Here is a 23215-nt window from a genome sequence, read left to right on the forward strand (position 1 = left end):
AAAATGGCGACCCGTTGCGGATCGCCATCAGGGGTTACAGCTTGCGTTTGATGTAGTCAGTAATGCGAGTGATCACGCCCGCTTTTTCCACCGGTTTCAGCGTCACCAACGGGTAAGAGGCCAGCTCTTTGTCGCCATCCACCAGCTGGATAGTCCCGACCTGCTCATGCAGCTTCAGCGGCGCCTCAAGATCCTTGCGGTCAATGACGTACCTGGCCTTGATTTTTTTGACGTCTTCACGAGGCAAGGAGAGATAAACATCCTTATCGCTGCCTACGGCTACCTGATGCGGATTGCCGTACCAGACATTCTCATGGCCGATCTCTTTACCAGCATGGAACAGCTGCACGGTATCAAAATTGTTCTGTCCCCAGATCAGCAGCTTGCGCGCCTGCTCTTCGCGCCCTTTAGGGCTTTTGCCGCCCATGATCACGGCGATCAGTCGGCGCTGGCCGTCCACGCTGGAAGCAATGATATTGAAACCCGCGCTTTCGGTGTGGCCGGTCTTCAGGCCGTCGACGTGCAGCGTTTTATCCCATAACAAACCGTTACGATTCTGCTGGGTAATGCCGTTCCACGTCAGCGATTTCTCGCTGTACATCTGATAAAAATCCGGCTCGCCGGAGATAATGGCGCGCGACAGCTTAGCCAGATCGCCAGCCGTGGTGTACTGTCCCGGCGCATCCAGGCCGTGAACCGTTTCAAAATGGGTGTTTTTAAGGCCAAGCTTAACCACATACTGATTCATCTGCTCGACAAAAGCGGCCTGGCTGCCCGCCACATAATCCGCCAGCGCCACGCAGGCGTCGTTGCCGGAATCGATAATGACGCCGCGGCTCAGATCGCGTACCGAGACTTTCTCGCCGGGCTTAAGAAACATCAGCGAAGACCCTTTAAACACGGGATTACCGGCGGCCCAGGCATCTTTACCCACGGTGACCATGTCGTCGCGGCTGATGTGCTTGCTGTCGATAGCACGATCCACCACGTAGCCCGTCATCAGCTTGGTCAGGCTGGCCGGGTTGCGGCGTTCGTCGGCATTGCCCTGCGTCAGCACCTGACCGGTCGTGGCGTCCATCAGCACCCAGGAAGCGGCGTCGATAGCGGGCGCGGTCAGGGGAAAAGCTAAGGGGTTATCTTCAGCATGGGCTACGGCGACCACGGCCAGAACCAGGCTGATACTTGCAAGCTGACGCTTCTTCAACGGTAAATCCTCAATAGACTGGAAAAAAACAGCCTGTTGTACGGGATCCGCCGTCGTAACGTGTTAAAAAATTGCAAGAAAATATTAAGATTTAAGATTAAGGAGTTTTTTTAATCTGACCTCCAGCCTGAGGGGGTTAAGCCAAAGATAAGGATGTTTTAACGTTGGCGTGCAGGCGCGCTTATTAAGACCCCAGCTGTGCTAAAAGGTCGGCCAAGGCAAAATTACCCCTTTTTAAATTGCAAAACAAACCCATCTGACATTGAAATTTTGTCGGTAAAATTTTATAGTATTATAATAAATATATACTGGATGACATCTCAATGCCGTTGAAAACTGTGGCCAACCTGTTGCAGCGTGGTAATAATAATCTCGACTTAATACGTATTGGTGCAGCATTAATGGTTATATGGAGCCATGCTTATGCTATCAATAATATTGCAAAGTTAACAGAACCTGTCTCCTCGTTTACCGGCAAGGAGACAGGTGGCAGCATAGCTGTTTATATTTTTTTCTTTATCAGTGGAATGCTAGTCACTAACAGCTTGTTAACTAAAAAAAACATTGTCGACTTTATACTTGCCCGAATATTTAGAGTTATTCCTGCCCTCGCTTTTTTATTGATTATAACCGCATTAATTATTGGCCCTTTTGTAACATCTTTAACAATCAGTGAGTATTTCTCTTCACCTCAATGGCATCGATATATTACAAAAAATCTATTAATGGATACGCAATTTTCCCTACCTGGGGTATTTGAGCATAATTCTTACCCTGGTAGCGTCAATGGTTCTTTATGGACGATTCGTTATGAAGTAATATGTTATCTTATTCTACCATTATTACTTCTCATGCGAGTAACTAACAATAAAATCATTAGCACCTCCTTATGTTTATTTGTTATCTTTGCTCCCACAATAGAAATTATTAAAAACCACATCCCACTATATAATTTTTTTTATATTGTGGTAGTTTTTTCCTGCTTTGCTTTGGGCGGAATTTACGCTATACATAAACATTTAATTCGCGTATCCCTCCTGATTCCGATGTTTTTTTTATTACTTCATTTGATTACAGAAAGACATTACCCTTCTATATCAAAACTTTTCCTTCCCTTTTTCTTTTGTACTATAGCATTGTGGTTCTCATCATTAAACCTCGTTAAAAATCTACATATTAAATACGATATTTCCTACGGTGTATATTTATGGGGATTCCTTATTCAACAACTTATTTCTAAATTCCTGAATATGAATATTTATTTATCGCAAATACTCGCTATTTTGTTAGCTATAGTGGCAGGTTACTTATCTTCAAAATTCCTCGAAATTCCGGCATTGAAATTATATAAAAAAATCATGAAGCATAGCTGGATTATGCGACTAACCCCTCAAAAATAAAAAATTATTTACTGACCGCTTGCTGGAAGCTAAAATTTGTCTTTTTTTGTTCAGAAAAATTTCGATGCTGCCTGTAATATTTCCCCTCTCGTTTTTTGCATCGTTTTATTATAAAATTAACATTCAGCTGTCGTCAACGCGCATAAGCCACTGTAAAATAAGGATTTATAATGTTAGCCCTCCTTACAAGGTATGTTTCAATTGGGGTTATAAATACGTTGATACACTGGATCACTTTTGCTACAGGCCATTATTTACTCAATCTTGACCAAATGTTGTCCAACCTGATTGCCTTTATTGTAGCAGTTAGCTTCAGCTTTTTTGCTAATGCAAAATGGACCTTCAAAGCCTCAGCAGGCCTGGCTCAATATATATTATTTACCATGTTTATGGGGTTTATGGCATTAACGGTTGGTTATACCGCTGACAAGATTCACTTAGCGCCTCTGTTAACGCTGATTTTTTTCTCAGCCCTGAGCATGGTATTTGGCTTTCTTTTTAGCAATTTCGTAATATTCAGGAGAAAAATATGAAGATCTCACTTGTTATACCCGTTTATAATGAGGAGGCTACCATACCAATTTTTTATAAAACGGTAAGAGAGCATAAAATCTTAAAAAATTACGATTTAGAGATAATCTTCGTCAATGATGGGAGTGAAGATAATACTGACGATATTATACAAGCATTAGCAATAGCCGACCTCAATGTCAAATTGATAAGCTTTACCCGGAATTTTGGTAAAGAAGCAGCTCTTTTTGCCGGACTCGAATTTTCGAGCGGCGATGCGATAATCCCTATGGATGTGGATCTACAGGATCCTATTGAAGTTATCCCACTAATGGTGGAAAAGTGGCGGGCCGGAGCCGACGTAGTGTTGGCAAAGCGTATTGACAGAAGCAGTGACACTGCTTTCAAGAAAAAAACCGCAGGCTGGTTTTATAAATTACATAACGCTATTAGCCACTCAAAAATTGTTGAAAATGTTGGCGACTTCAGATTGATGAATCGAACTACTGTCGACAACATTATCAAGCTTCCCGAGAGGAATCTTTTTATGAAAGGGATCCTTAGCTGGGTTGGAGGAGAGGTAGAGATAGTTGAATACAATAGAGCGGAACGCAGTGCTGGCGAAACCAAGTTTAATGGATGGAAGCTGTGGAACCTGGCACTTGAGGGGATAACCTCATTCTCAACATTACCACTAAGAGTTTGGACATATATTGGTCTGATTGTGGCTGGAATCTCCTTTTTTTATGGCAGCTGGATGATCTTTAATAAAATGATATGGGGGAATAATGTGCCTGGTTATCCTTCTATCATCGTTTCAATACTCTTTTTAGGTGGGATACAGCTTATCGGTATTGGTGTGCTTGGCGAATATATAGGAAGAATATACCTGGAAGTAAAACGACGCCCAAGATACCTTATAAAAAAAGCGAAATTGAGTTTAAAAGAAAATGACGAAGACTAAATTATCAGAGTGGGTATTTTTTAGCGCCATAATTTTGAGCATATTATTTCTTTATATGGCTCGTTATTCTATTAATGATTATAAAAAAGTAACCCCAGGCATAACAGAGGCGCTACCTGGCGATATTTCATACCATATCGACTATTGTACTGTTCAGTCCCGCTTTATTTTAATACAAGGATGGGCCGGATTACCTAATGGCGGCATTAATGTTGTAAAAAATATTTATATCCTCGATCAGAAAGGTCAAGCTCATAAATTACATAGTACGACTGTAAAGACACCCCAAATTGTCGAGAAAAAGAGAAACCCAGCTTTCAGCCATGCCGGTTTTATCGCCTCTGCAAAAAACGATTCTGGTATTAACGCAACGAAAAAATTTGTTATTGAACTAGCCCTTAATGGGAAAAAGAACGTGGTGACTTATGAATGCAAGTAGAAAAACAGCCTTGCCAATTTTATTTTACTTATTGACCATGATTTTTTTATACGCTCTTTCACGGACATTACATCCGGTGCCGGGAGGGGATGATGAAATGTTTTCTAATATCCTAAAAAATAAAAACCTGTTCACGCTTATATATGAGCGGTATCTCGGTTGGAGTGGAAGAATTACCATTGAAATGCTGTTGATAAAGACGATCAATATAAAAATTTTCTGGAAAGCAGCTATTCCTCTTTCAATTTTACTATTAGCTTATTCTGCCTGGAAGTTATTCTTTTTTGATATTGTTCGCCCATATATTGCAATTCCTACAGGCATAATGTTTTTTATGCTGATTACTCCAAGTGTTAATGCTGATGCAGCATGGTGGATTACGGGTTTTTATAATTACCTGTTACCTGTTTCATGCGGTGCCTGGTCATTGGTGGTGTTAAAAAATTCAGCTACTTCTCATCTTTCAAGCAAAATCATTGCATTAATGCTTTTAAGCATAAGTTGTTTTAGTGAGCAAGTTGCTATTCTAATGATAACTGCAGCAATATGCATTTATTTTACCAAGCAAAACAGAAAAAAATATGATATTGTTTTTATATCATTATGCTTAATTCTTACTGGTATATTGTTAACAGCACCAGGCAACGCACAACGATATGCTTTTGAAATAAAAAACTCTCTCCCCGAATTTTCGAGTTTCAATATTATTGATAAATTAATGCTTGGTTTAGACCGTTTAAACCACCATTTAAACGATCCTGAAAATATCATTGTAAATATACTACTCTTAATGACAATAGCGATTGCTATACGTCAAAAGAACTTATCATCAACAGATCTTGTAGGAATCGCATTTTTAATAATTAAGTTATGTGGTTTTTTGTTGTGTCATGCTAATTTAACCATGTCAGAGTTTATTTATAACCAACACTTTTTTAATGCCGCCTCATGGTTCGGTTATAAAATATACACTTCATTTTTCTTTACTTTAGCTTCAGTGTTTTCATTAATATTGCTTTCTTATAAATTTATTGATGACAATAAGACAGCTATAGTTTCAGTGGTAAGTTTACTGACAGGCTGTGCTACAGTGATGATGATGAGCTTTTCCCCAACGGTTTATGCGTCAGCGCAACGCATTTTATTCGCTTATGAAATCTGTTCGCTGGTAGCACTTTGTGCTTATGTGAGACACTTTCTTTTATCAAAAAGCAGAAAATAAATAAGGCACGCCGCACGAGATGACGTCGAGCGGCTCATTTTCATCCTGACCAGAATGGAGTATATATATATTAATTAAAAAAGAGTAACACTCACTTCATCTTGGCTTTGTACATTCAAATCCAAATGAATTCACGTTTCAAAATATGTATGCTTAAATAGTTTATTTATTTGATTACTATTTAACTCTCCTCAGCATGTCACTGTTACTCTTGGTATCTTATTCAGTGAAACTCAGATTTATACTTTTAAATTTAGCTCATTCAGTAGCAATTTTATTTGATGCGGAATTATGACTCACTCTATTCCACTAATATGTGATATACCAAAAAATCAGCGTGAACTTATGCAAATGTCTTATGTCTTATATCTTATGTTCTGACATTTACATAACTGCATTTTGTAGCAGATATAGTATTCATTCCCTACTCAATCTTCGTATCGCTGCTACCAAGGATGCCTGGGCAAGATCCCCATGTTATATGTCTTTTTACCTGCCGCTTCAGACATGGTGAAAGATAGGTTACCCTATGCGAACAAGGTTCAGCAGCGTCAAAAACATAGCACCTTTGGTCTGCGTAATCATTAAGCATGGATAAACTTCCTTACGGAATTAAGTGGTTACGCTACGGTCAATGCTGGCATTTTAACGTCGAATCTTATATTTATATAATTAAATTACCTCAATAAAGGGGACAAAACGTAAAAGTGAAAAACGAAAGCAATCAACCTACGTTCCTTTTCCACGACTACGAAACTTTCGGGAAAAGCCCATCGCTGGACCGCCCTGCGCAGTTTGCCGGCATCCGCACCGATATGGATTTTAACATTATTGGCGAACCGGAAGTGTTCTACTGCCAGCCTGCGGACGACTATCTGCCGCAGCCGGAAGCCGTGATGATCACCGGCATTACGCCGCAGCTGGCGAAAGCCAAAGGCATGAACGAGGCCGCTTTCACCCAGCGTATTCACCAGCTGTTTAGCGAGCCCAATACCTGCATCGTCGGCTATAACAATATCCGTTTCGACGACGAGGTCACGCGCAATCTGCTCTACCGCAACTTTTACGATCCTTACGGCTGGAGCTGGCAGAACGGCAACAGCCGCTGGGATTTGCTGGACGTGATGCGCGCCTGCTACGCGCTGAGGCCGGAAGGTATCGAGTGGCCGGAAAATGACGACGGCTTTCCCAGCTTTCGCCTGGAACATCTGACCAAAGCCAACGGTGTGGCGCACGAAAACGCGCACGATGCGATGTCCGATGTTTACGCGACCATCGCTATGGCAAAGCTGGTAAAAGAGAAGCAGCCGCGCCTGTATGATTTTCTGTTCAGCCATCGCAACAAGCAGAAAATTATGACGCTTATCGATATTCCGCAGATGAAGCCGCTGATGCACATCTCCGGCATGTTTGGCGCCCAGCGCGGCAATACCAGCTGGATCGCCCCGCTCGCCTGGCATCCCACCAATAAAAACGCGCTGATTACCTGCGATCTGGCCCAGGATATTTCTCCGCTCCTGGCGCTGGATGCCGATGCGCTGCGTGAGAGACTCTACACGCGCCGGGAAGATTTGGGCGATGCCGCACCCGTACCGATCAAGCTGGTGCATATCAATAAATGTCCGGTCGTCGCACCGGCCAATACGTTACGCCCGGAAGATGCGGAGCGTCTGGGGATCGATCGTCAGCGCTGCCTGGATAATCTGGCGCTGCTGCGTCAGCACCCGGAGGCGCGTGAAAAAGTGGTGGCGCTCTATGCGGAAGCGGAGCCGTTTGTGGCTTCTGACGATGTGGACGCCCAGCTCTACGACGGCTTTTTCAGCGACGCCGATCGCAGCGCCATGAATATCATCCGGCAAACGACGCCGGAAAACCTGCCCGCGCTGGATCTGACCTTTAACGATAAGCGTATTGAGAAGCTGCTGTTCCGCTTTCGGGCGCGCAACTTCCCCGGCACGCTGGATGAGGCCGAGCAAAAGCGCTGGTTGCAGCATCGCCGTGAAGCGCTCAGCCCGGAACGCGTGCAGAACTATGTGCAGGAGCTGGAGATGCTGTTTAATCAGTACGACGGCGATAAGGCGAAGATGACGCAGCTGAAAGCGCTGTTTGATTACGCTCGCGAACTGGTTTCCTGATTTTTCGGCTACGCGCAGCGGCAATTAAAAAGGGCGCGGTTCACAGAACCGCGCCCTTCTTTTTAGCCCATCGCCACGCTAAATGCTGGCTGGGTTACATCGGCTCTTCGGTGTACTGCGGCACTGGTTTGCGGAAGCGCTGCGTCACCACGGCCAGATAGACCAGGCCAATTGCGCCCCAGACCAGGCCGAGGATCATCGAGCTTTCTTCCAGATTGATCCACAGCGCCCCCACCGTCAGCGCGCCGCACAGCGGCAGCAGCAGGAAGTTAATGTTGTCCATCAGCGTCTTGTTGCGCCCTTCACGGATCCAGAACTGCGAGATCACCGAAAGGTTAACAAAGGTGAAGGCCACCAGCGCACCGAAGTTGATCAGCGCCGTCGCCGTCACCAGGTCGAAGGTAATGGCGGAAAGCGCGATAGCGCCTACCAACAATACGTTCAGCGCTGGCGTATGCAGCTTCGGATGAATATAGCCGAAGAAGCGCTCCGGGAACACGCCGTCACGCCCCATCACATACATCAGGCGGGAAACGCCCGCGTGCGCCGCCATGCCGGAAGCCAGCACGGTGATGCAGGAGAAAATCAGAATGCCGAACTGGAAGGTTTTACCCGCCACGTAGAGCATGATTTCCGGCTGCGACGCGTCCGGATCTTTAAAGCGCGAGATATCCGGGAAATAAAGCTGCAGGAAGTAAGAAACCACGATAAAGATCACGCCGCCAATAAGGGCGGTCAAAAAGATCGCTTTCGGGATCACTCGACCTGCATCCTTGGTTTCTTCCGACAGCGAACTGATGCCGTCAAAGCCCAGGAACGAGAAGCACAGAATGGTCGCGCCGGTGATCATAGGCACCACGTGCGCCTGCTCAGACCAGAACGGCTTGCTGCTGGTCAGGGTGCCGGCCCCTTCGCCATGGGACACGCCGTAAATTACCATACCGGTAATCGCCACCATGACCGCCATTTGCAGCACCACGATAATGCTGTTGAAATTGGCGACGGTTTTAATGCCCTTGAGGTTAGAAAGGGTCATAAAACCAACCAGCAGCACCACGAATATCCATGACGGGACACCCGGCACCAGCGCTTCAAAATAGATTTTCGCCAGCAGGATATTGATCATCGGCATGATCAGGTAATCCAGCAGCGAGGACCAGCCCACCATAAAGCCGACGTGCGGGCTGATGGCTTTTTGGGCATAGGTATAGGCCGAGCCGGCAGACGGGAAGCGGCGAACCAGCTTGCCGTAGCTCAGCGCAGTAAACAGGATCGCGATTAACGCGAAGGCGTAGGCGGTTGCTACGTGACCGTCTGTGAGGCCGGAAACGATGCCGAACGTATCGAACAGGGTCATTGGCTGCATATAAGCCAGGCCCATCATCACTACAGGCATCAGAGTCAGCGTTTTTTTCAGGTGCGCGCGCGGCGCAGCGGTCTGGGAATTATGCGACATGATTCAGCCTCCCCATAGCATCAACCTTTCTGGGTTGAACCACAGGGAAACTTCGCTTTATGCGAGCGTTGTTCTGATTTGGGAAGGTAAAGCAGGCAGGCGTGAAGGTGACGGCTGCCGCTGCGCCGTAGTCGTCGCGCAGATGTTTACCGGCTGCGGCCGGCGTAATGAAGTGTTGCCCCATCTTTATTTCCTCAAAAACACTGTCAGTGTGTATCAGTCCGGCTGAGCCGGCCTCTTTGGCTTCGTTTTTTTGTGCAAAAAAAATAACCGGCGCGTTAAGCGTCGGTTATTCATTTACAGTCCGTATATTTTGCCAGGCTGTAAGACAGAATACAAGTTTTTAAAGCCTTTCTGCGCCATTTCTTTACAGGAAACGTCAGGCATTTTTCAACATCCAGTCAATTTCTGTGGCGGTGATCAGCCGTTCAAAATGCATCAGTTCATGATGTTTGCAGCTGTGCCAGACAAACCCAAAGCGCTCACCCAGCAGCTTTTGCAGCGGAGAGCTTTGGGCAAATTCGTCCAGCGCATCGCTTTGCCTGATCGGCAACGGTCTGCCGTCGGCTTCATGGCCGTTGCCGGTAATGGCCGACGGCAGCGGCAGTTGATTATCGATGCCGTGCAGAATGCCCGCCAGCACCGCGGCGACCACCAGATAAGGATTAGCATCCGCACCTGCCACGCGGTACTCCACGCGATGGTTTTCCGCTTCGCCACAGGGAATACGCAACGCTACCGTACGGTTGTTGTGCCCCCAGGATGCCTGTAGAGGCACAAAGGCTTCCGGTAAAAAGCGACGATAGGCATTAACGTTAGGCGCCAGCAGCGCCATGGAGGCGGGCATCAGATCGATCATCCCGGCCAGCGCTCGCTTCAGCAGGGGCGAATCGCTGCCGTCATCGGTGATAAAGGCGTTATGATCGGCGGCGTCCAGCAGGCTGATATGAACGTGCATTCCGCTACCGGCCCAGGCCTCGTAGGGTTTTGCCATAAAGGTAGCGTTCATCCCGTGATTTTCTGCCACCTGACGGATTAGCCGCTTCAGCTGCACGGCATGATCGCAGGCGCTGAGCACGTTGCGGGTATGGCGCAGATTGATTTCAAACTGGCCTGGCGAGGCTTCCGCCAGCGCGCCGTCGGCCGGAATACCCTGCAGTCTGGCCAGCCTGTCGATATCATTGAGCACGGCGGCAAAACAGTCGAGATTATCAACCGAATAAACCTGGCTTTGCCGGTTACGATCGTCGCTGCCCGGCGAGCACGGCGGCTGAATGGCACCTTCCGCATCGCGTTTTTTATCGACGAGATAGAACTCCAGCTCTACCGCTACCACCGGAAATAATCCCCGATTGCGCAACTGCTGCCAAAGGTGATTCAGGACATTCCGGGGTTCAACGTCAAAGGGAGTACCATCTTGATTACGCATGGTCAGCAAAAGCTGCGCCAGGCGCTGCGGATCGGTTGCGGAGGGAGTCAGCGTGCCTTCGACGGGAAAGCAGATATTATCCGGTTCACCCAGCGCCTGGCCAAGTCCGGCCTCTTCCACCGTGTTGCCGAGAATATCCATGGCATAGACGGAAGCGGGAAAATAACAGCCTTTTTCCAGCCTGAGCAAACTGCCGATCGGGAGGCGTTTGCCGCGAAAAACACCGTTTAAATCATTAAGCAGAACATCAACATGCTGTGTTTCAGGATAGCGTTCCAGATAAGTTTCTACTTCAAGCTGGAACGCGCTGGTTCGCTCGCCATGCCGCGTAAAATCTTCCACTTCGACGATATTGGTCATGATGCCACCCGCCTTCGCTCAGTCTGATGTTTGCGCGCCGCTCAAAATAAGCGCCGCCTTCTTAACATAGCGTCAACTATTCAGCGCGGCAAATGTTATGACAGAGTTTATTTTCCAGGCAAAATCTTTTGCATATTGCCTTGCAGAGTGCCAGATTGGCTGGATAAGGCACGGATCCGTCCTGCCTTTCCGCGCTCACTAAAACCGGACGGAGAGTTGGGATGGGCATTATTTCGAACAACCCCTTGATTGACGTAATAATGTATCAGGCAAGCCTTAGCAAACAGGCCCTGACGACGGCGCTTCCCGATGCCTGCCCGGCATGGCAAAACCCAACCGGGTATGCTGGCTTTGACCTTAAGAAAGACTATTTATTAACGCCTTTACGTGCGTTTTTTCGGCAGCAAAAGGAAACCCGTCGATGAGCGATATTTCTCTGGCCCCCGGCCGCCGCCTGGCTGAAATCCGCCAGCAGCAGGGCCTGTCGCAGCGGCGCGTGGCCGAGCTTTCCGGCCTGACGCACAGCGCCATCAGCACTATCGAGCAGGACAAGGTCAGTCCCGCCGTCGGTACATTACAGAAGCTGTTAAAAGTTTATGGCCTCTCCCTTTCCGAATTCTTTTCCGAGCCGGTCCAGCCTGCCAGGCCGAAGGTGGTAATAGAGGCAAATGAGCTGATTGATATTGGCAGCCAGGGGGTCTCGCTGCGGTTGATCCATAACGGCAGCCCCGAGCGGACGCTGGCTATGATGTTAGAAACTTATGAACCCGGCGCGACAACCGAAAAAATTCGTCATCAGGGCGAAGAGATCGGTACGCTGCTGGAAGGCGAAATCACCTTAACCGTCGACGGCCAGCGCTATCAGCTTCGGGCTGGCCAAAGCTACGTTATCGATACCGGCCATCCCCACAGCTTTAATAACACCTCTGCGCAGCCCTGCCGGATCGTCAGCGCGCATACCCCAACCACCTTTTGATCGCCAGTTGACGCCGCTTCGCGCTTTTTGTTGGAGAAAGCTATGGAACATGTGCAGAGCTATTACGCCGCTACGGCCAATCCTCATGACCGCTGGCCGCGGCTGACGGATGATATTCTCTGCGACGTCTGCATCATCGGCGGCGGTTTTACCGGCCTTTCCTCGGCGCTCTACCTTACCGAAGCGGGTTATGACGTGGTGGTGTTGGAAGCGGCCAGGGTTGGCTTTGGTGCCAGCGGCCGTAACGGCGGGCAGGTGGTTAACTCCTACAGCCGTGATATTGACGTTATTGAGCGCCGCTACGGCAAAGAAAGCGCACGACTGCTGGGCAGCATGATGTTTGAAGGCGCAGCGGCGATCCGCGACCGTATCGATCGCTACGCCATTAGCTGCGACTACCGGCCCGGCGGCGTTTTTGCCGCGCTTAACAGCCGTCAGTTTAGCCATTTAAAGCAGCAGCACCAACGCTGGCAGCACTATGGCAATCATCAGCTGGAGCTGCTGGACGAGCTGGGCATCCGGCGTAAAATCGCCAGCGAACGCTATGTCGGCGGCCTGCTGGATCGTAGCGGCGGTCATCTGCATCCTCTGAATCTTGCGCTGGGCGAAGCGGAGGCGATTCGCCGTCACGGCGGCAGGATTTATGAAGAGTCAGAGGCGACCGCCGTGACCTACGGCACGCCGCATCGCGTCAGGACGGCTCAGGGTAGCGTATTGGCTAAATACGTTATTTTTGCCGGTAATGCCTATCTGGCGCCGCAGCTGGAACCCAGACTGGCGAGCAAGAGCCTGCCCTGTAGCTCGCAGATCGTCGTCACGGAACCGCTCTCACGCGATAAGGCGCTGGCGCTGCTGCCGGACAACTACTGTGTAGAAGATCGTAACTATCTGTTGGATTACTATCGCCTGACGGCCGACAACCGCCTGCTGTATGGCGGCGGCGTGAGCTATGGCGCGCGCGAGCCGGGCAACATCCACGAGCTGATCCGGCCCAGGCTGCTAAAGACCTTTCCACAGCTGGAAGGAATAAAATTTGATTATGCCTGGAGCGGGAACTTTTTGCTGACGCTGTCCCGTATGCCGCAGATCGGCAGGCTGGAAAACGGCGTTTACTATATGCAGGGCGACAGCGGGCACGGCGTGACCTGGACGCATCTGGCGGGCAAACTGGTTTGTGAAGCGTTGCAGGGCGAGCCAAAACGCTTCGATGCGTTCGCCCGCTTGCCGCATCTGCCTTTCCCCGGCGGTCGCTGCCTGCGCGCGCCTCTGACGGCGCTGGGCGCCGCCTGGTACGCGCTGAGGGACAGATTGGGGGTTTAAATGAAAGTTCGTATCAGGCAAAAGATCGAACAGGATAGAAAATTTACCCTTGAACTTTTAATTATTCCTGGATTGATTTGCTTATTTTCCAACGTACTTAATAGAAACCGCCCGCTGAAAATGATTCATAACATTTTCGGGGCGGTAAAATGACGCTACTCTCAAGATTAGAATCTTTTATCGATAGCGATAGCTCAGATTCTTACAAGTATAAAAGTTATGTCCTTGCAACACAGCCAGACCTAAAACGTTTTCCCCTGTCACTTCAGGAAGCTCATATTGAACCTCAAAGCCTGTAAGTCGTAACTTATTGTTTTTAAAGTGGTTAGCTATATCTTCACGCGCCACGATCCGTGTTCTGACAAAATATTCGTTACCCTTCTCGTCAACATTATGCACAAAAATCTCGTCGGGGGCAGTGTCTTCAGCTAAAGGAGCTTTACTCCACCCTACAATAGAAACCTGACGCTGATTATTTTGCACAGAAAATTTAACACTTTCGAGATACCCTTCACAGCTGGCTGATGTTCTCTCACCTTCGTAATCCGGTGAAGAAATAATCTCACCAGGATAAGAAGAATGAATATCCATATTCTCTAAAGAAAGATTTTCCCAACTATATTTAAACTCAGGATAGAAGTAATTTGATGACATGACAGTAAACTTAATTTTTTTTACTTTATCCCCTACATAGGGGAATGAGTTTAATAATGGTGAAGCCAAAACCCCGCTGCCAGCATTGAGAATATTCAACCTGAACTTTTTTTCCTCTCCAGAATAGAGCAAGTAATGCACATAAAGGACATCACCACGAAACATTAGGTTTTTCATTTTAGCATAATTTGTTAATTTGAAACTTGGAATTATTTTTACTATCCCGTGAACAGAATTAGGAACATCAATCCAGCGATCAAATTTTTCATTACCTGAGAAGGAAATGTTCGGTTGATAATGAACAAGGCCTTTATTCGCCTGTAGTAACATCACAGGTTTATTATTCTTGTCTATAAAGTGCTGCACAACATGATAATTTAACATAATAGCGTTCGTGGTTAAGGGATCTTCATTTAATGCATATTTCCCGTCAAAGCCTTCAAAAGTATTGCATGTTTCATTAAAACAGTTTTGCCCTGCATGCCATATAACAAACTCTGGCCGATTATTACTTTCAAAATAATGTTGATTCATTTTATCCAGTATTGGCGTCAACGTCATATAATTTTGAAAGAGCGGTCGATTTTTATAGTTAAGATGGTTTGCAAAAACAAATTCATTATTATAAGGATAAACATCAACACTGGCCTTACCGATAATAGCAAGAATACTTTCAGGAAGCAGATAGTTTTTATATTTTTCAGCAATTCTTTGTTCAGGGCTTTTACTGAAATCCTCATGTTTATAAAAAGGTTTAGCTATAGAAAACCCTGCAACCACAGGAACAAATGAGATAAAAACCAAGGAACCCAAGACTGTCACAAACACTCCAAACCATCTTTTTCTGCTATTAAAGCAAGTTATCATAGCGATAACTGAAATTGGTATAATAAAATAATTAAGATAATGATCAGCCCTTCCAAAGCCTAGTTTGATAAATATAATCATTAAACCATTAAATGTTAGAATCAACGCAGGATAATGTGAAATTAAAAACAAATTCATTGCAAAAAAAATAATAATAAATGCAATATAAATCCCAATTGGCAGGACATTATCATACGTCATATCAACCGCATTACCAAAATTCAATTGCGAATTGATAGTGATATAATCTTTCATGCTAACTAAATCATGAAATATAGCTAAACCTACCGCTACGTAAGCTAAAAACAAAGCGATAACAAAGTAAAAAATCACCCCTGGTTTTTTATATTGAATAGATTTATACAAAAAATAACTACCAAAAGTCGCTGCAGCCACCATTCCATAAAGAAATCGCACGTAAAAGAAAGCACCTGTTACCAGCCCTAAAAATATTATTATTTTCAGAGAGTATGGTAAAGCCATGCCCTGACGTTTTACACCCTTATGATTTTCAAAAAGCACGACCAATAAAAAAGGCCATAACAAAAAAACAGAAGGGAACATCAGATTATTAAGATATAGAAAAAAAACAATAATAAAAGCACACCATGCGTGAATGCTTTTAGTCAACTTGATAAGGAGAAACCAAAATGTTGCTGCTACGAGGCTCATAAATGTTAGCGAGAGCCAATAGGTTAGTTCACTATATTGCGTGACAGTGCCTCCGGTCAGCCAATAAAGTGGCCCATAGCTAAATAAGAAATCCTTATTCCCATAAAACATGGAATTTGTCATATTAATCCACTGTTCAACACCGCGAATAGAATTCCCATTCATAGGGTTAGAATGTAGATATGCGAAAAGGAGACAAAAAATAACCGCAAAAAGCTTTGCGTTAGTGGTTTTTATTGAGCTCATAGTACTTTTTATCAACATAGCTCAGTCCTTTGGATTAAATTTACCCAGGCATGCATCAAACAGCGTTTTCAAAACCGCATAATTGCCGCGAAAGCTGCTAATTTTAGTGGGCACCTCACCCTTCGGATATCTCCTGACAGTTGCCATTTCAGTACACTTATAACCTAACTTAGGAGCACGATAAGACAGATAGGCAAGAAGTTCATAACTCATAAAAACATCACGAAACGGTGCTATACGCGGATCGGCCAACATTTTGCTACTGTATGCACGGAATCCCTGAGTTGTGTCAGTCCATCTGAAGCCTGAAGACAGGCTTAGTAAAGGGGCATGGATTAAGCGAATAGCAAAATGTCGAGATTTAGGCGTATTCTCCGCCACGCCGCCGCTAATAAAACGAGAAGCTTGAACGAAATCTACCCCCTTTTCCAAAGCAGAAATAAAGCGTGGAATAGCTTCAGGATCGTCTTTATCATTACCATCTATAGTAACAATACCATTATAACCTTGTTCCAGACAAAAAGAATAAGCGCAGCGTAATTGAGCACTCAATTTACCATTCCCTGTCTTAACTAACAGACCACTAACCCGGTATTTTTTTAATTTATCCAAAGCTAAGGAGCCATCCTGGCTGCCACCGTCAATAATAATGATGTCAGCGTAAGAACTCACGTTTATTTCAGCCATTCGACTTAATAGACTAGTAATACGCTCACCTTCATTAATAACAGGTATAACCACACACCAGGGATGATTTTTACCTTCCCACAATGATATTTTATAAGCAGGAACTTGCCATTCTGTGCGAGCTTGAAGATTTGACATAGCCTTTAAAATTCCTATTTAACTTTAGCTGTAATCAGGACGACGCCAGCCATCACCAGGGCGATACCAAGAGCGGTTGTCCAGTAGAAAGGTTCACGAAATATAATGAAAGAAAGTAAAGCAACGCAAGCTACTGCTCCGGATGTCAAAATTGGGTGAGCAACATTCAGTGGTAAAAAAGCTAACGCTGCGGCATAAAGAACAAAAGCCAGCCCGTAAAGTATTAATCCCAGCCAAAATGGCCAGTTATATAAAGCCGATAACGGCTCGCTTAAAGATGGAAACTTTCTTGGCGGTATCATCGCCATTTTGATCAAAACACTCGCTGAACTGTTTGCTGCAATTCCTAAGAGCAGGACTAACCATTTCATTGCATTTCACCATATTGCGCGGAAATAAACTTCAAAGTTTGCTCAATAGTATTCAGGCGATTTTTTTTGTCAGTCAACATCTCAATGGTCACGTACATTTCTGGAAGGTTTTTTTTGAGCTGGCTGCTTAAAATTTCATGCATTCCATTCTTTGCGGTTGGCGGGACAAGATTAGGCTCACTGATATGAATATGACCAATCAAGGCTTGGTATTCCTTTAACAACGTAGATATTTTTTCTTTATTTAAAGATATTGCGCCTGTATCAAGCTGCATACGAATGTGAGCATGGTTAACTGCTTTCACAACGCATGCTGTTTCTAAAGCCGTAGTCATGAAATTGGCACCATAATGTGTAGGGTTAGGCTCAAGGCAAATTACCACGCCAAAATATTGAGCAATATTACCGAGTTCGCGAAAAAAACTTACCGCTATCTTCTCTACCTGAGCATCGGATAGCTGTTTCCTGTCCCTGTTCTTAGGGGAGCCAAAAACCAGCTTTGTTGCGCCTGTTCCTGCAGCTATACGGCAAATGGCTGTAAGATGGGCAAGCATTTTCTGACGAGTGTCTTCATCGTCGAAAATATTAAATCCTTGTGTGCCAAACAACAAAGATTGCATTCCTGTGATAGTAATACCGCGCTGTGACCACCAGCTTTTTACCAATTCAATCTGCTCATGACTGGTGGTAAGAATATCTGGGAAATATTTCCCTGGCGCAATATCAATAGCGTTGACGCCATACTTATTCAGCAGTGAAGCAACTGCGGCATCTTCTTCTTTATCCCAGGCGATATTTGATATGGATATTTTCATGAGTCAACGCCATTTCTTTTTAATTCGGACTGAGCATAAGCTCGTATTGCCATCAGAGTTTCACGCTTACTGTATTGATACGCGCTGCCGCCTGAAAACAGTGCCGAGTGAAGGCTTTTCATATCATAGTGGCCAGGGCTTTCAGTAATATGATTTTTAAAATCGAGATTGAATGCCTCTTTAGCCACCTCAGCAACAGAAACAGGCTCAGCGCTCAAATGCAACAATTTAAGATTGTTTTTAACAGCTATATCGATATCGTACCAGAGATTAATCATGGGATAGAATTGAAAAACGCCCCGACTTTCAATTTGTGTGATATTATTGTTGTTATGGAAATCATAAATAATATTTTTACGTAACCCCGGCCCAACCAAACCTGGTAAGCGAACAATTAAAGCCCCTTCGAAATGTGACTCAACAAATTTTTCCAGATAGCGTCGATGTAAGCCATAAGGGTGCAACCCCTCTTCCTGAACCTTACTGTTTTCATCAACACCTATCGGCTTTTTAAAGACATCCACTGTACTAATCAGGATGAATTTTCGGCATTTGATTTTACTTAGCTTATCGATTAAAGAGTTTATTTTGTCTAAATCATCCTGTGGATGTTGATTAGCCAGCCATTTTTGCGCTGGTGCCCCTGCACATACTACGACATCAAACTCCTTGCCACAAATTTCATCAATATTTATTGAGCGATAGAGGAAAGAAAAACTCCTTTGTTTTAAAAGCGTTGAGCCAACGAAACCCGAATATCCAATTAAAGCATCCATATATCACCTTGAACTATTTATTACGCCCGGTTTGCACCGAATTATTACCTGATGAAAGTGATTCGCTAAGTACATTCACCCTGTCAGTATTTAACATAACTTCGCTATTTCTTTCATAAACAACAGCATATTCAGACTGTACGCTACTTTCATCCAGTAACCTTCCCAAATATTCGCCAAAAAAGGCCATCATGATAAACTGCAATGTGAAAAGAAGGGACATAAAAAGTACAATTGTAGTCCATCCTTCAACTACATGACCGTTAATCAAATGGATCAGAACGCTATAGCCAGCAAAAACAAATGCTGCCAGGCTGCCGCAAAAACCTACTGCGGACATCCAACGTAAAGGCCTGGGTGAATTGAATACCATCAAGCGTAACAGACGTCTTACTGACTTTAGCATTCCCAGTCCTTCCGCTTCCATTATGGGTGTATATGGAAAAGCGCCCGCCGGATATCCCGTTTTTTGTATACGTAAATAAAATTGATGATGGAAACGTCCAATGCGCGTTACAGCATTAACAGCCCTACGACTCAGGCAGCGTAGCCCAGTAGAGTTAGTCGGAAGTTCATATTCAATAGCACGCAGAGCCCCATTAATTAGTTTGCGTAACAGGCGATAAGAAAAGGATTTTGTGCTATTGGTAACGCCAATGACCACATCATGCCCTTGTCGACATTGCGTAACAAGTTGAGGAATGACTTCAACCGGATCGGAACAGGGGTTCCAGAGAACAACAAAATCACCAATAGCATTTTCAAGGCCAGCCGCCAGCGCCACATCTACATCTACAGCAGCTGAAAGATGAATAATTCTCATACTCGGAATAACTCGCAAAAGATTGTCTTCATCCTGTGCGTTCGTTGAAGATACCCCTGACGCGATAATAACCATTTCGTAATCTGTATAGTTTTTATCGAGGAGCATATGCAACCTGAACAGTTGTTCATTTATTTCCTGGAGCCGCGACTGAACCACGACAACAACGGAAACGAAAGATTCGCTTTTCATAATATCAACTCAGTTCAATGACGCGCTCTACTTCCTGAAGAGCGTCGTATATGTTATCTATTTTGCCACCCATGATACAATGTAATCCCCGTAATCCATGATTCGGCTTAAACAATATGGGTCTTGAATCATCAGAATCACTGCGCGGTAAAATAGTTTTCACTTCCCATATGGACTTTTGATATTGGCATTCACTCAATGACGGAATGTAGCGTTGCGCATCAGCAATCATATAACGCCAGGCACTGTGACGTTCATCTTCGTCATATCGTTTCTGTGAGTCCTGGTAATCTTCCCCAAGCGCATCTGACCACTGATAATGCGGTGTGTAGCGCACGTGGCTAAACGAGTGCCAGGCTGTTGAAGGAAACGGCATTACCGAGAAAAAGGGGCCGCACATCACCGTTATGCCTATTTTTTTGAGATGATCAGGTACTTCCACAAGGCACATCTCCGTCATCTCATGTTTCAAAGGAATGAGCTCAATACCCGATGATTCTAATAAATAATTGATACGTGAGTAAGTGCAATTGAATACATGATCAGCGAAAACTTCATCGACGGACCCCGCTGAGTTTACCTGAACGGACAGACCATTACCTGCCGGCATCACCTGTGTAACATCAGTGTTAAGCACGATTTTGACATTAGCCATCTGTAAACGCTCTAGCATGATCGTACGTAGCTTATGTGAATCGAACGCAAACTCTGTAGTCGTGAATACAGCGTCAATCATTGCAGGGTTGACTAATTGCTTCACTTTCGCAGGTGCTTCTTCACAATCGGCACCTATCCGGCCGCAAAAACGTTTGAACTGATCGGCCGTGACTTTACCCAAGTGGCCTGAAATGAGGTAGTATTTTTGAAAATCACTTTCAATACAATCCTGAAATTCGCTGACAAAACGAGGAAAGGAAACACGCGAGCGCAATGCTGTAAGAATACTTCGCGGATAGTGGTAACCGTTGTGGACGCGCGCCTGATTAACATAGGAAGCCCGTGACATCAGCAGGGGAGACTTCTCAAAAATTGTGACATCATTACCTTTTAACGCAAGTTGCTCGGCCAGATACAAACCAAAAAAACCGCCGCCGACTACAACTATGTTGTTCATTCTGCTTTTAATCATTTCTGATTCAACCCGCAAAAAAAGTTTAAATATATTGCAACAAGAATGAGCTTTTTGTAACCATTATTTTTAATTAAATCAATCCAGGGGAGAAAACGGTGTGGGTGGATTAGGGCTTATCCATGATTTCGCCCTTTTAGATACAATTTTATCAGAGTTTCCATACCGAGACATTCCCTTTAATGAAAATGTCTCTGGTAACCTTAATCCAGGACGCAATATAACAGCCTGTCAACATTACTTCTGATATCCTTCATCAGAAACAGGTATTCCAAACTGGTTATCATTATGCGTGATTTACCGTAACGGCATTTTCAATGGATCGGGATAGCGGTAGCTGAAACCCAGCTCCTTGCAGATACGCTCGCCGTTGATGATTTTGCCCGTTGCCTCGCCCGCTTCTGCAAGAAATGTCGGCGGCGTCAGCCCCAGCTGACGGGCAACCGCCGGATAAAAATCTTTGCGGGCAGGATGATGCGGCGCGCTCAGGTTATAAGTTCTTCCACCTTCGCCGTTTTCCAGCAGCAGGATAATAGCGGCAACCACATCTTCAAGGTGCACCAGATTAACGCCGTGTGAGCCGTCGCCTAAATCGGTTTTACCCGCCAGGAAGCGGCCCGGATGCCGCTGCGGCCCCACCAGGCCGGACAGCCGCAGAATATCTACCGAGGTGCCCGGCAGATTATGTAGCCAGGTTTCCAGCTCTTTCAGCGTCTTACCCGCTACCGTAACCGGCTCAAGCGGGCTGTCTTCATTCATCTCGCCGTTTCCACTGCCGTAAACAGAGGTGGAACTGGTAAAAACAATGCGCGGCACGTTTGCCGCCAGCGTGCTGTCCACGATTTGCTGAACCGCCAGCAGATAATTTTCGCCGCCCTCCGCCGTGCGGCTGGCAGGTAAGGTGATGACCAACGCCTCCACGTCCAGCAGCGCGTCAAGATCGTCGGGATCGCACTCCAGTTCCGGCGTCAGCGTCAGCAGCACGCTTTCCAGCCCGCACATGCGCGCCGCCTCCACGCCGTCAGCCGTGGTTTTGCTGCCGGTGACCTGCCAGCCTCGCGCCGTCATCGCCAGCCCCAGCGGCATACCCAGCCAGCCCAGTCCTACAATCGCCACTTTTTTCATCTTTGTTCCCTGCTTTCTCAATCATGCCCTAAAACTACGCCAGCCTTTCGTCAACAACAATCGGTTAAGCCTTTTTATCTGTCATCAATGATAAAAAAGTGTTGCGCCCGACATTTGTCCTGAGTTAGGTTATTGGTCACGAAATGAATAATCATTCACCCCTATTTGAGAAGACTATGACACGCGTTCAGTTCAACCACCATCATCACCATCATCCTGACTAGTCTTTCAGGCGATGTGTGCTGGGAGACATTCAGATCTTCCAGCGGTGCAGAACGCAAAAAAAGCCCCCGGAAGATCGCCTTCCGGGGGCTTTTTTTATGGGCGCAGGCCCGGGCCTGAAAGGATGAACAACGCTGGCCGGTTAAATCGAGCAGACAGGAAAAGAGGATAAGCACCGATGTTAGATAACAAACGTTTACGCATAGCTATGCAGAAATCAGGCCGTTTAAGCGATGAATCACGCGAGCTGCTGGCCCGCTGCGGCATCAAAATCAACCTGCAGCAGCAGCGTCTGATCGCCTTTGCCGAGAACATGCCGATCGACATCCTGCGCGTGCGTGATGACGATATTCCGGGGCTGGTGATGGATGGCGTCGTGGACCTGGGCATTATCGGCGAAAACGTGCTGGAAGAAGAGCTGCTGACCCGCCGCGCGCAGGGCGAGGATCCTCGTTATGCCCTGCTGCGCCGTCTTGATTTCGGCGGCTGCCGCCTGTCGCTGGCGATGTCGGTTGATGATGAATATACCGGCCCGCAGTGTTTGCAAAATGCCCGTATCGCCACCTCCTATCCTCACCTGCTGAAAAAGTACCTCGACAAACAGGGCGTTGCTTTTAAATCCTGCCTGCTGAACGGCTCCGTCGAAGTGGCACCTCGCGCTGGCCTGGCCGACGCCATTTGCGACCTGGTTTCCACCGGCGCGACGCTGGAAGCCAACGGCCTGCGTGAAGTCGAAGTTATTTACCGCTCTAAAGCCTGTCTGATCCAGCGCGACGGCGAAATGCCTGCCGCCAAGCAGGAGCTAATCGACAAGCTGATGACCCGCATTCAGGGTGTCATCCAGGCACGTGAATCCAAGTACATCATGCTGCACGCGCCGAGCGAGCGTCTGGAAGATATCATCGCTCTGCTGCCGGGCGCGGAGCGTCCAACCGTTCTGCCGCTGGCGGGCGACAAGAGCCGCGTCGCCATGCACATGGTGAGCAGCGAAACGCTGTTCTGGGAAACGATGGAGAAACTGAAAGCGCTGGGCGCCAGCTCCATCCTTGTGCTGCCTATTGAGAAGATGATGGAGTAAGCGAT

General features: G+C 46.3%; 22 protein-coding genes and 1 other annotated feature. Of the genes, 11 read left to right on the forward strand and 11 right to left on the reverse strand.

The annotated features are described in order from the left end of the window. Positions 1 to 34: 34 nt before the first annotated feature. Complete coding sequence (gene dacD / locus AB3U87_RS04030) at positions 35 to 1204, reverse strand: serine-type D-Ala-D-Ala carboxypeptidase DacD (RefSeq protein WP_301251073.1); 1170 nt, start codon at positions 1202 to 1204, stop codon at positions 35 to 37. Between the two features lie 323 nt (positions 1205 to 1527). Between dacD and AB3U87_RS04035 the strand changes: the two genes are divergently transcribed. From AB3U87_RS04035 to sbcB, 6 genes are all read left to right on the forward strand, one after another. Beyond that, positions 1528 to 2604: an acyltransferase family protein gene (locus AB3U87_RS04035; protein ID WP_301251075.1), complete on the forward strand. Its 1077-nt coding sequence runs from the start codon at positions 1528 to 1530 to the stop codon at positions 2602 to 2604. Between the two features lie 170 nt (positions 2605 to 2774). Continuing rightward, positions 2775 to 3137, forward strand: a complete 363-nt coding sequence (locus tag AB3U87_RS04040; RefSeq protein WP_301251077.1) for a GtrA family protein — start codon at positions 2775 to 2777, stop codon at positions 3135 to 3137. After that, on the forward strand, positions 3134 to 4078 hold the full coding sequence (locus tag AB3U87_RS04045) for a glycosyltransferase family 2 protein (protein ID WP_301251078.1): 945 nt from the start codon (positions 3134 to 3136) through the stop codon (positions 4076 to 4078). The genes AB3U87_RS04040 and AB3U87_RS04045 overlap by 4 nt, the downstream gene beginning before the upstream one ends. Next, positions 4065 to 4517: a hypothetical protein gene (locus tag AB3U87_RS04050; protein ID WP_301251079.1), complete on the forward strand. Its 453-nt coding sequence runs from the start codon at positions 4065 to 4067 to the stop codon at positions 4515 to 4517. The genes AB3U87_RS04045 and AB3U87_RS04050 overlap by 14 nt, the downstream gene beginning before the upstream one ends. Beyond that, entirely contained in the window at positions 4504 to 5739 is a 1236-nt protein-coding gene (locus AB3U87_RS04055; protein WP_301251080.1) for a DUF6056 family protein, read from the forward strand. Before AB3U87_RS04050 ends, AB3U87_RS04055 begins: the two co-directional genes overlap by 14 nt. Positions 5740 to 6446: 707 nt before the next feature. Continuing rightward, positions 6447 to 7874 carry an exodeoxyribonuclease I gene (gene sbcB, locus AB3U87_RS04060; RefSeq protein ID WP_253460158.1) on the forward strand — a complete coding sequence of 476 codons (1428 nt, stop codon included), beginning with the start codon at positions 6447 to 6449 and terminating at the stop codon, positions 7872 to 7874. A 94-nt stretch (positions 7875 to 7968) separates the two neighbouring features. On the opposite strand, the gene AB3U87_RS04065 is transcribed toward sbcB, so the two are convergent. Beyond that, positions 7969 to 9330 (reverse strand): APC family permease, encoded by a 1362-nt coding sequence (locus AB3U87_RS04065; protein ID WP_301730440.1) that lies wholly within the window; start codon positions 9328 to 9330, stop codon positions 7969 to 7971. Between the two features lie 379 nt (positions 9331 to 9709). After that, complete coding sequence (locus AB3U87_RS04070) at positions 9710 to 11119, reverse strand: glutamine synthetase family protein (RefSeq protein WP_301289680.1); 1410 nt, start codon at positions 11117 to 11119, stop codon at positions 9710 to 9712. A gap of 221 nt (positions 11120 to 11340) precedes the next feature. Here AB3U87_RS04070 and AB3U87_RS04075 point away from each other — a divergent pair, with 221 nt between their 5' ends. The 3 genes from AB3U87_RS04075 to AB3U87_RS04085 are packed head-to-tail and all read left to right on the forward strand — an operon-like array spanning position 11341 to position 13415. Then, positions 11341 to 11544 (forward strand): hypothetical protein, encoded by a 204-nt coding sequence (locus AB3U87_RS04075; protein ID WP_394148465.1) that lies wholly within the window; start codon positions 11341 to 11343, stop codon positions 11542 to 11544. Next, complete coding sequence (gene puuR / locus AB3U87_RS04080) at positions 11541 to 12095, forward strand: HTH-type transcriptional regulator PuuR (protein ID WP_301251083.1); 555 nt, start codon at positions 11541 to 11543, stop codon at positions 12093 to 12095. The genes AB3U87_RS04075 and puuR overlap by 4 nt, the downstream gene beginning before the upstream one ends. A gap of 42 nt (positions 12096 to 12137) precedes the next feature. Further along, a complete protein-coding gene (locus AB3U87_RS04085; protein ID WP_394148466.1) occupies positions 12138 to 13415 on the forward strand; it encodes an NAD(P)/FAD-dependent oxidoreductase in 1278 nt (425 codons plus the stop codon). Between the two features lie 177 nt (positions 13416 to 13592). Here the strand turns inward: AB3U87_RS04085 and AB3U87_RS04090 are convergent, their stop codons facing one another. From AB3U87_RS04090 to AB3U87_RS04125, 8 genes are all read right to left on the reverse strand, one after another. Further along, positions 13593 to 15872: a hypothetical protein gene (locus tag AB3U87_RS04090; protein WP_394148467.1), complete on the reverse strand. Its 2280-nt coding sequence runs from the start codon at positions 15870 to 15872 to the stop codon at positions 13593 to 13595. Positions 15873 to 15875: 3 nt separating this feature from the next. Next, positions 15876 to 16679, reverse strand: a complete 804-nt coding sequence (locus AB3U87_RS04095; RefSeq protein ID WP_394148469.1) for a glycosyltransferase family 2 protein — start codon at positions 16677 to 16679, stop codon at positions 15876 to 15878. 14 nt (positions 16680 to 16693) lie between these two features. Continuing rightward, positions 16694 to 17050, reverse strand: a complete 357-nt coding sequence (locus AB3U87_RS04100) for a DMT family transporter (RefSeq protein ID WP_394148471.1) — start codon at positions 17048 to 17050, stop codon at positions 16694 to 16696. Then, positions 17047 to 17865 (reverse strand): sugar phosphate isomerase/epimerase family protein, encoded by an 819-nt coding sequence (locus AB3U87_RS04105; protein ID WP_301251088.1) that lies wholly within the window; start codon positions 17863 to 17865, stop codon positions 17047 to 17049. The genes AB3U87_RS04100 and AB3U87_RS04105 overlap by 4 nt, the downstream gene beginning before the upstream one ends. Beyond that, positions 17862 to 18641 carry a Rossmann-fold NAD(P)-binding domain-containing protein gene (locus AB3U87_RS04110; RefSeq protein WP_369895640.1) on the reverse strand — a complete coding sequence of 260 codons (780 nt, stop codon included), beginning with the start codon at positions 18639 to 18641 and terminating at the stop codon, positions 17862 to 17864. Before AB3U87_RS04110 ends, AB3U87_RS04105 begins: the two co-directional genes overlap by 4 nt. 13 nt (positions 18642 to 18654) lie before the next feature. Beyond that, the gene (locus AB3U87_RS04115) at positions 18655 to 19656 is read right to left on the reverse strand and encodes a glycosyl transferase family 2 (RefSeq protein ID WP_301251090.1); all 1002 of its coding nucleotides are present in this window, start codon (positions 19654 to 19656) and stop codon (positions 18655 to 18657) included. Positions 19657 to 19660: 4 nt separating this feature from the next. After that, entirely contained in the window at positions 19661 to 20770 is a 1110-nt protein-coding gene (locus AB3U87_RS04120) for an NAD(P)/FAD-dependent oxidoreductase (protein WP_394148474.1), read from the reverse strand. Between the two features lie 312 nt (positions 20771 to 21082). Then, entirely contained in the window at positions 21083 to 21910 is an 828-nt protein-coding gene (locus tag AB3U87_RS04125) for an SDR family oxidoreductase (RefSeq protein ID WP_394148476.1), read from the reverse strand. A 176-nt stretch (positions 21911 to 22086) separates the two neighbouring features. Between AB3U87_RS04125 and hisL the strand changes: the two genes are divergently transcribed. Next, the gene (gene hisL, locus AB3U87_RS04130; RefSeq protein WP_100396937.1) at positions 22087 to 22134 is read left to right on the forward strand and encodes a his operon leader peptide; all 48 of its coding nucleotides are present in this window, start codon (positions 22087 to 22089) and stop codon (positions 22132 to 22134) included. After that, positions 22110 to 22231: a sequence feature (His leader region), on the forward strand. It overlaps the preceding gene by 25 nt. A 79-nt stretch (positions 22232 to 22310) precedes the next feature. Further along, positions 22311 to 23210, forward strand: coding sequence for an ATP phosphoribosyltransferase (gene hisG / locus AB3U87_RS04135; RefSeq protein ID WP_125288103.1), 900 nt, complete (start codon positions 22311 to 22313; stop codon positions 23208 to 23210). Positions 23211 to 23215 lie beyond the last annotated feature (5 nt).

The organism is Erwinia plantamica (assembly GCF_043420595.1).
GTDB classification, from domain to species: Bacteria; Pseudomonadota; Gammaproteobacteria; order Enterobacterales; family Enterobacteriaceae; genus Erwinia; species Erwinia aeris.

Coding starts and splice junctions, on each gene's coding strand:
- AB3U87_RS04070 (WP_301289680.1), bottom strand. CDS start 11,119: ATGACCAATATCGTCGAAGTGGAAGATTTTACGCGGCATGGCGAGCGA.
- AB3U87_RS04090 (WP_394148467.1), bottom strand. CDS start 15,872: ATGTTGATAAAAAGTACTATGAGCTCAATAAAAACCACTAACGCAAAG.
- AB3U87_RS04105 (WP_301251088.1), bottom strand. CDS start 17,865: ATGAAAATATCCATATCAAATATCGCCTGGGATAAAGAAGAAGATGCC.
- AB3U87_RS04115 (WP_301251090.1), bottom strand. CDS start 19,656: ATGAAAAGCGAATCTTTCGTTTCCGTTGTTGTCGTGGTTCAGTCGCGG.
- AB3U87_RS04110 (WP_369895640.1), bottom strand. CDS start 18,641: ATGGATGCTTTAATTGGATATTCGGGTTTCGTTGGCTCAACGCTTTTA.
- AB3U87_RS04055 (WP_301251080.1), top strand. CDS start 4,504: ATGAATGCAAGTAGAAAAACAGCCTTGCCAATTTTATTTTACTTATTG.
- AB3U87_RS04075 (WP_394148465.1), top strand. CDS start 11,341: ATGGGCATTATTTCGAACAACCCCTTGATTGACGTAATAATGTATCAG.
- hisG (WP_125288103.1), top strand. CDS start 22,311: ATGTTAGATAACAAACGTTTACGCATAGCTATGCAGAAATCAGGCCGT.
- AB3U87_RS04040 (WP_301251077.1), top strand. CDS start 2,775: ATGTTAGCCCTCCTTACAAGGTATGTTTCAATTGGGGTTATAAATACG.
- AB3U87_RS04100 (WP_394148471.1), bottom strand. CDS start 17,050: ATGAAATGGTTAGTCCTGCTCTTAGGAATTGCAGCAAACAGTTCAGCG.
- AB3U87_RS04085 (WP_394148466.1), top strand. CDS start 12,138: ATGGAACATGTGCAGAGCTATTACGCCGCTACGGCCAATCCTCATGAC.
- AB3U87_RS04050 (WP_301251079.1), top strand. CDS start 4,065: ATGACGAAGACTAAATTATCAGAGTGGGTATTTTTTAGCGCCATAATT.
- AB3U87_RS04125 (WP_394148476.1), bottom strand. CDS start 21,910: ATGAAAAAAGTGGCGATTGTAGGACTGGGCTGGCTGGGTATGCCGCTG.
- AB3U87_RS04120 (WP_394148474.1), bottom strand. CDS start 20,770: ATGAACAACATAGTTGTAGTCGGCGGCGGTTTTTTTGGTTTGTATCTG.
- AB3U87_RS04035 (WP_301251075.1), top strand. CDS start 1,528: ATGCCGTTGAAAACTGTGGCCAACCTGTTGCAGCGTGGTAATAATAAT.
- AB3U87_RS04065 (WP_301730440.1), bottom strand. CDS start 9,330: ATGTCGCATAATTCCCAGACCGCTGCGCCGCGCGCGCACCTGAAAAAA.
- AB3U87_RS04045 (WP_301251078.1), top strand. CDS start 3,134: ATGAAGATCTCACTTGTTATACCCGTTTATAATGAGGAGGCTACCATA.
- puuR (WP_301251083.1), top strand. CDS start 11,541: ATGAGCGATATTTCTCTGGCCCCCGGCCGCCGCCTGGCTGAAATCCGC.
- AB3U87_RS04095 (WP_394148469.1), bottom strand. CDS start 16,679: ATGTCAAATCTTCAAGCTCGCACAGAATGGCAAGTTCCTGCTTATAAA.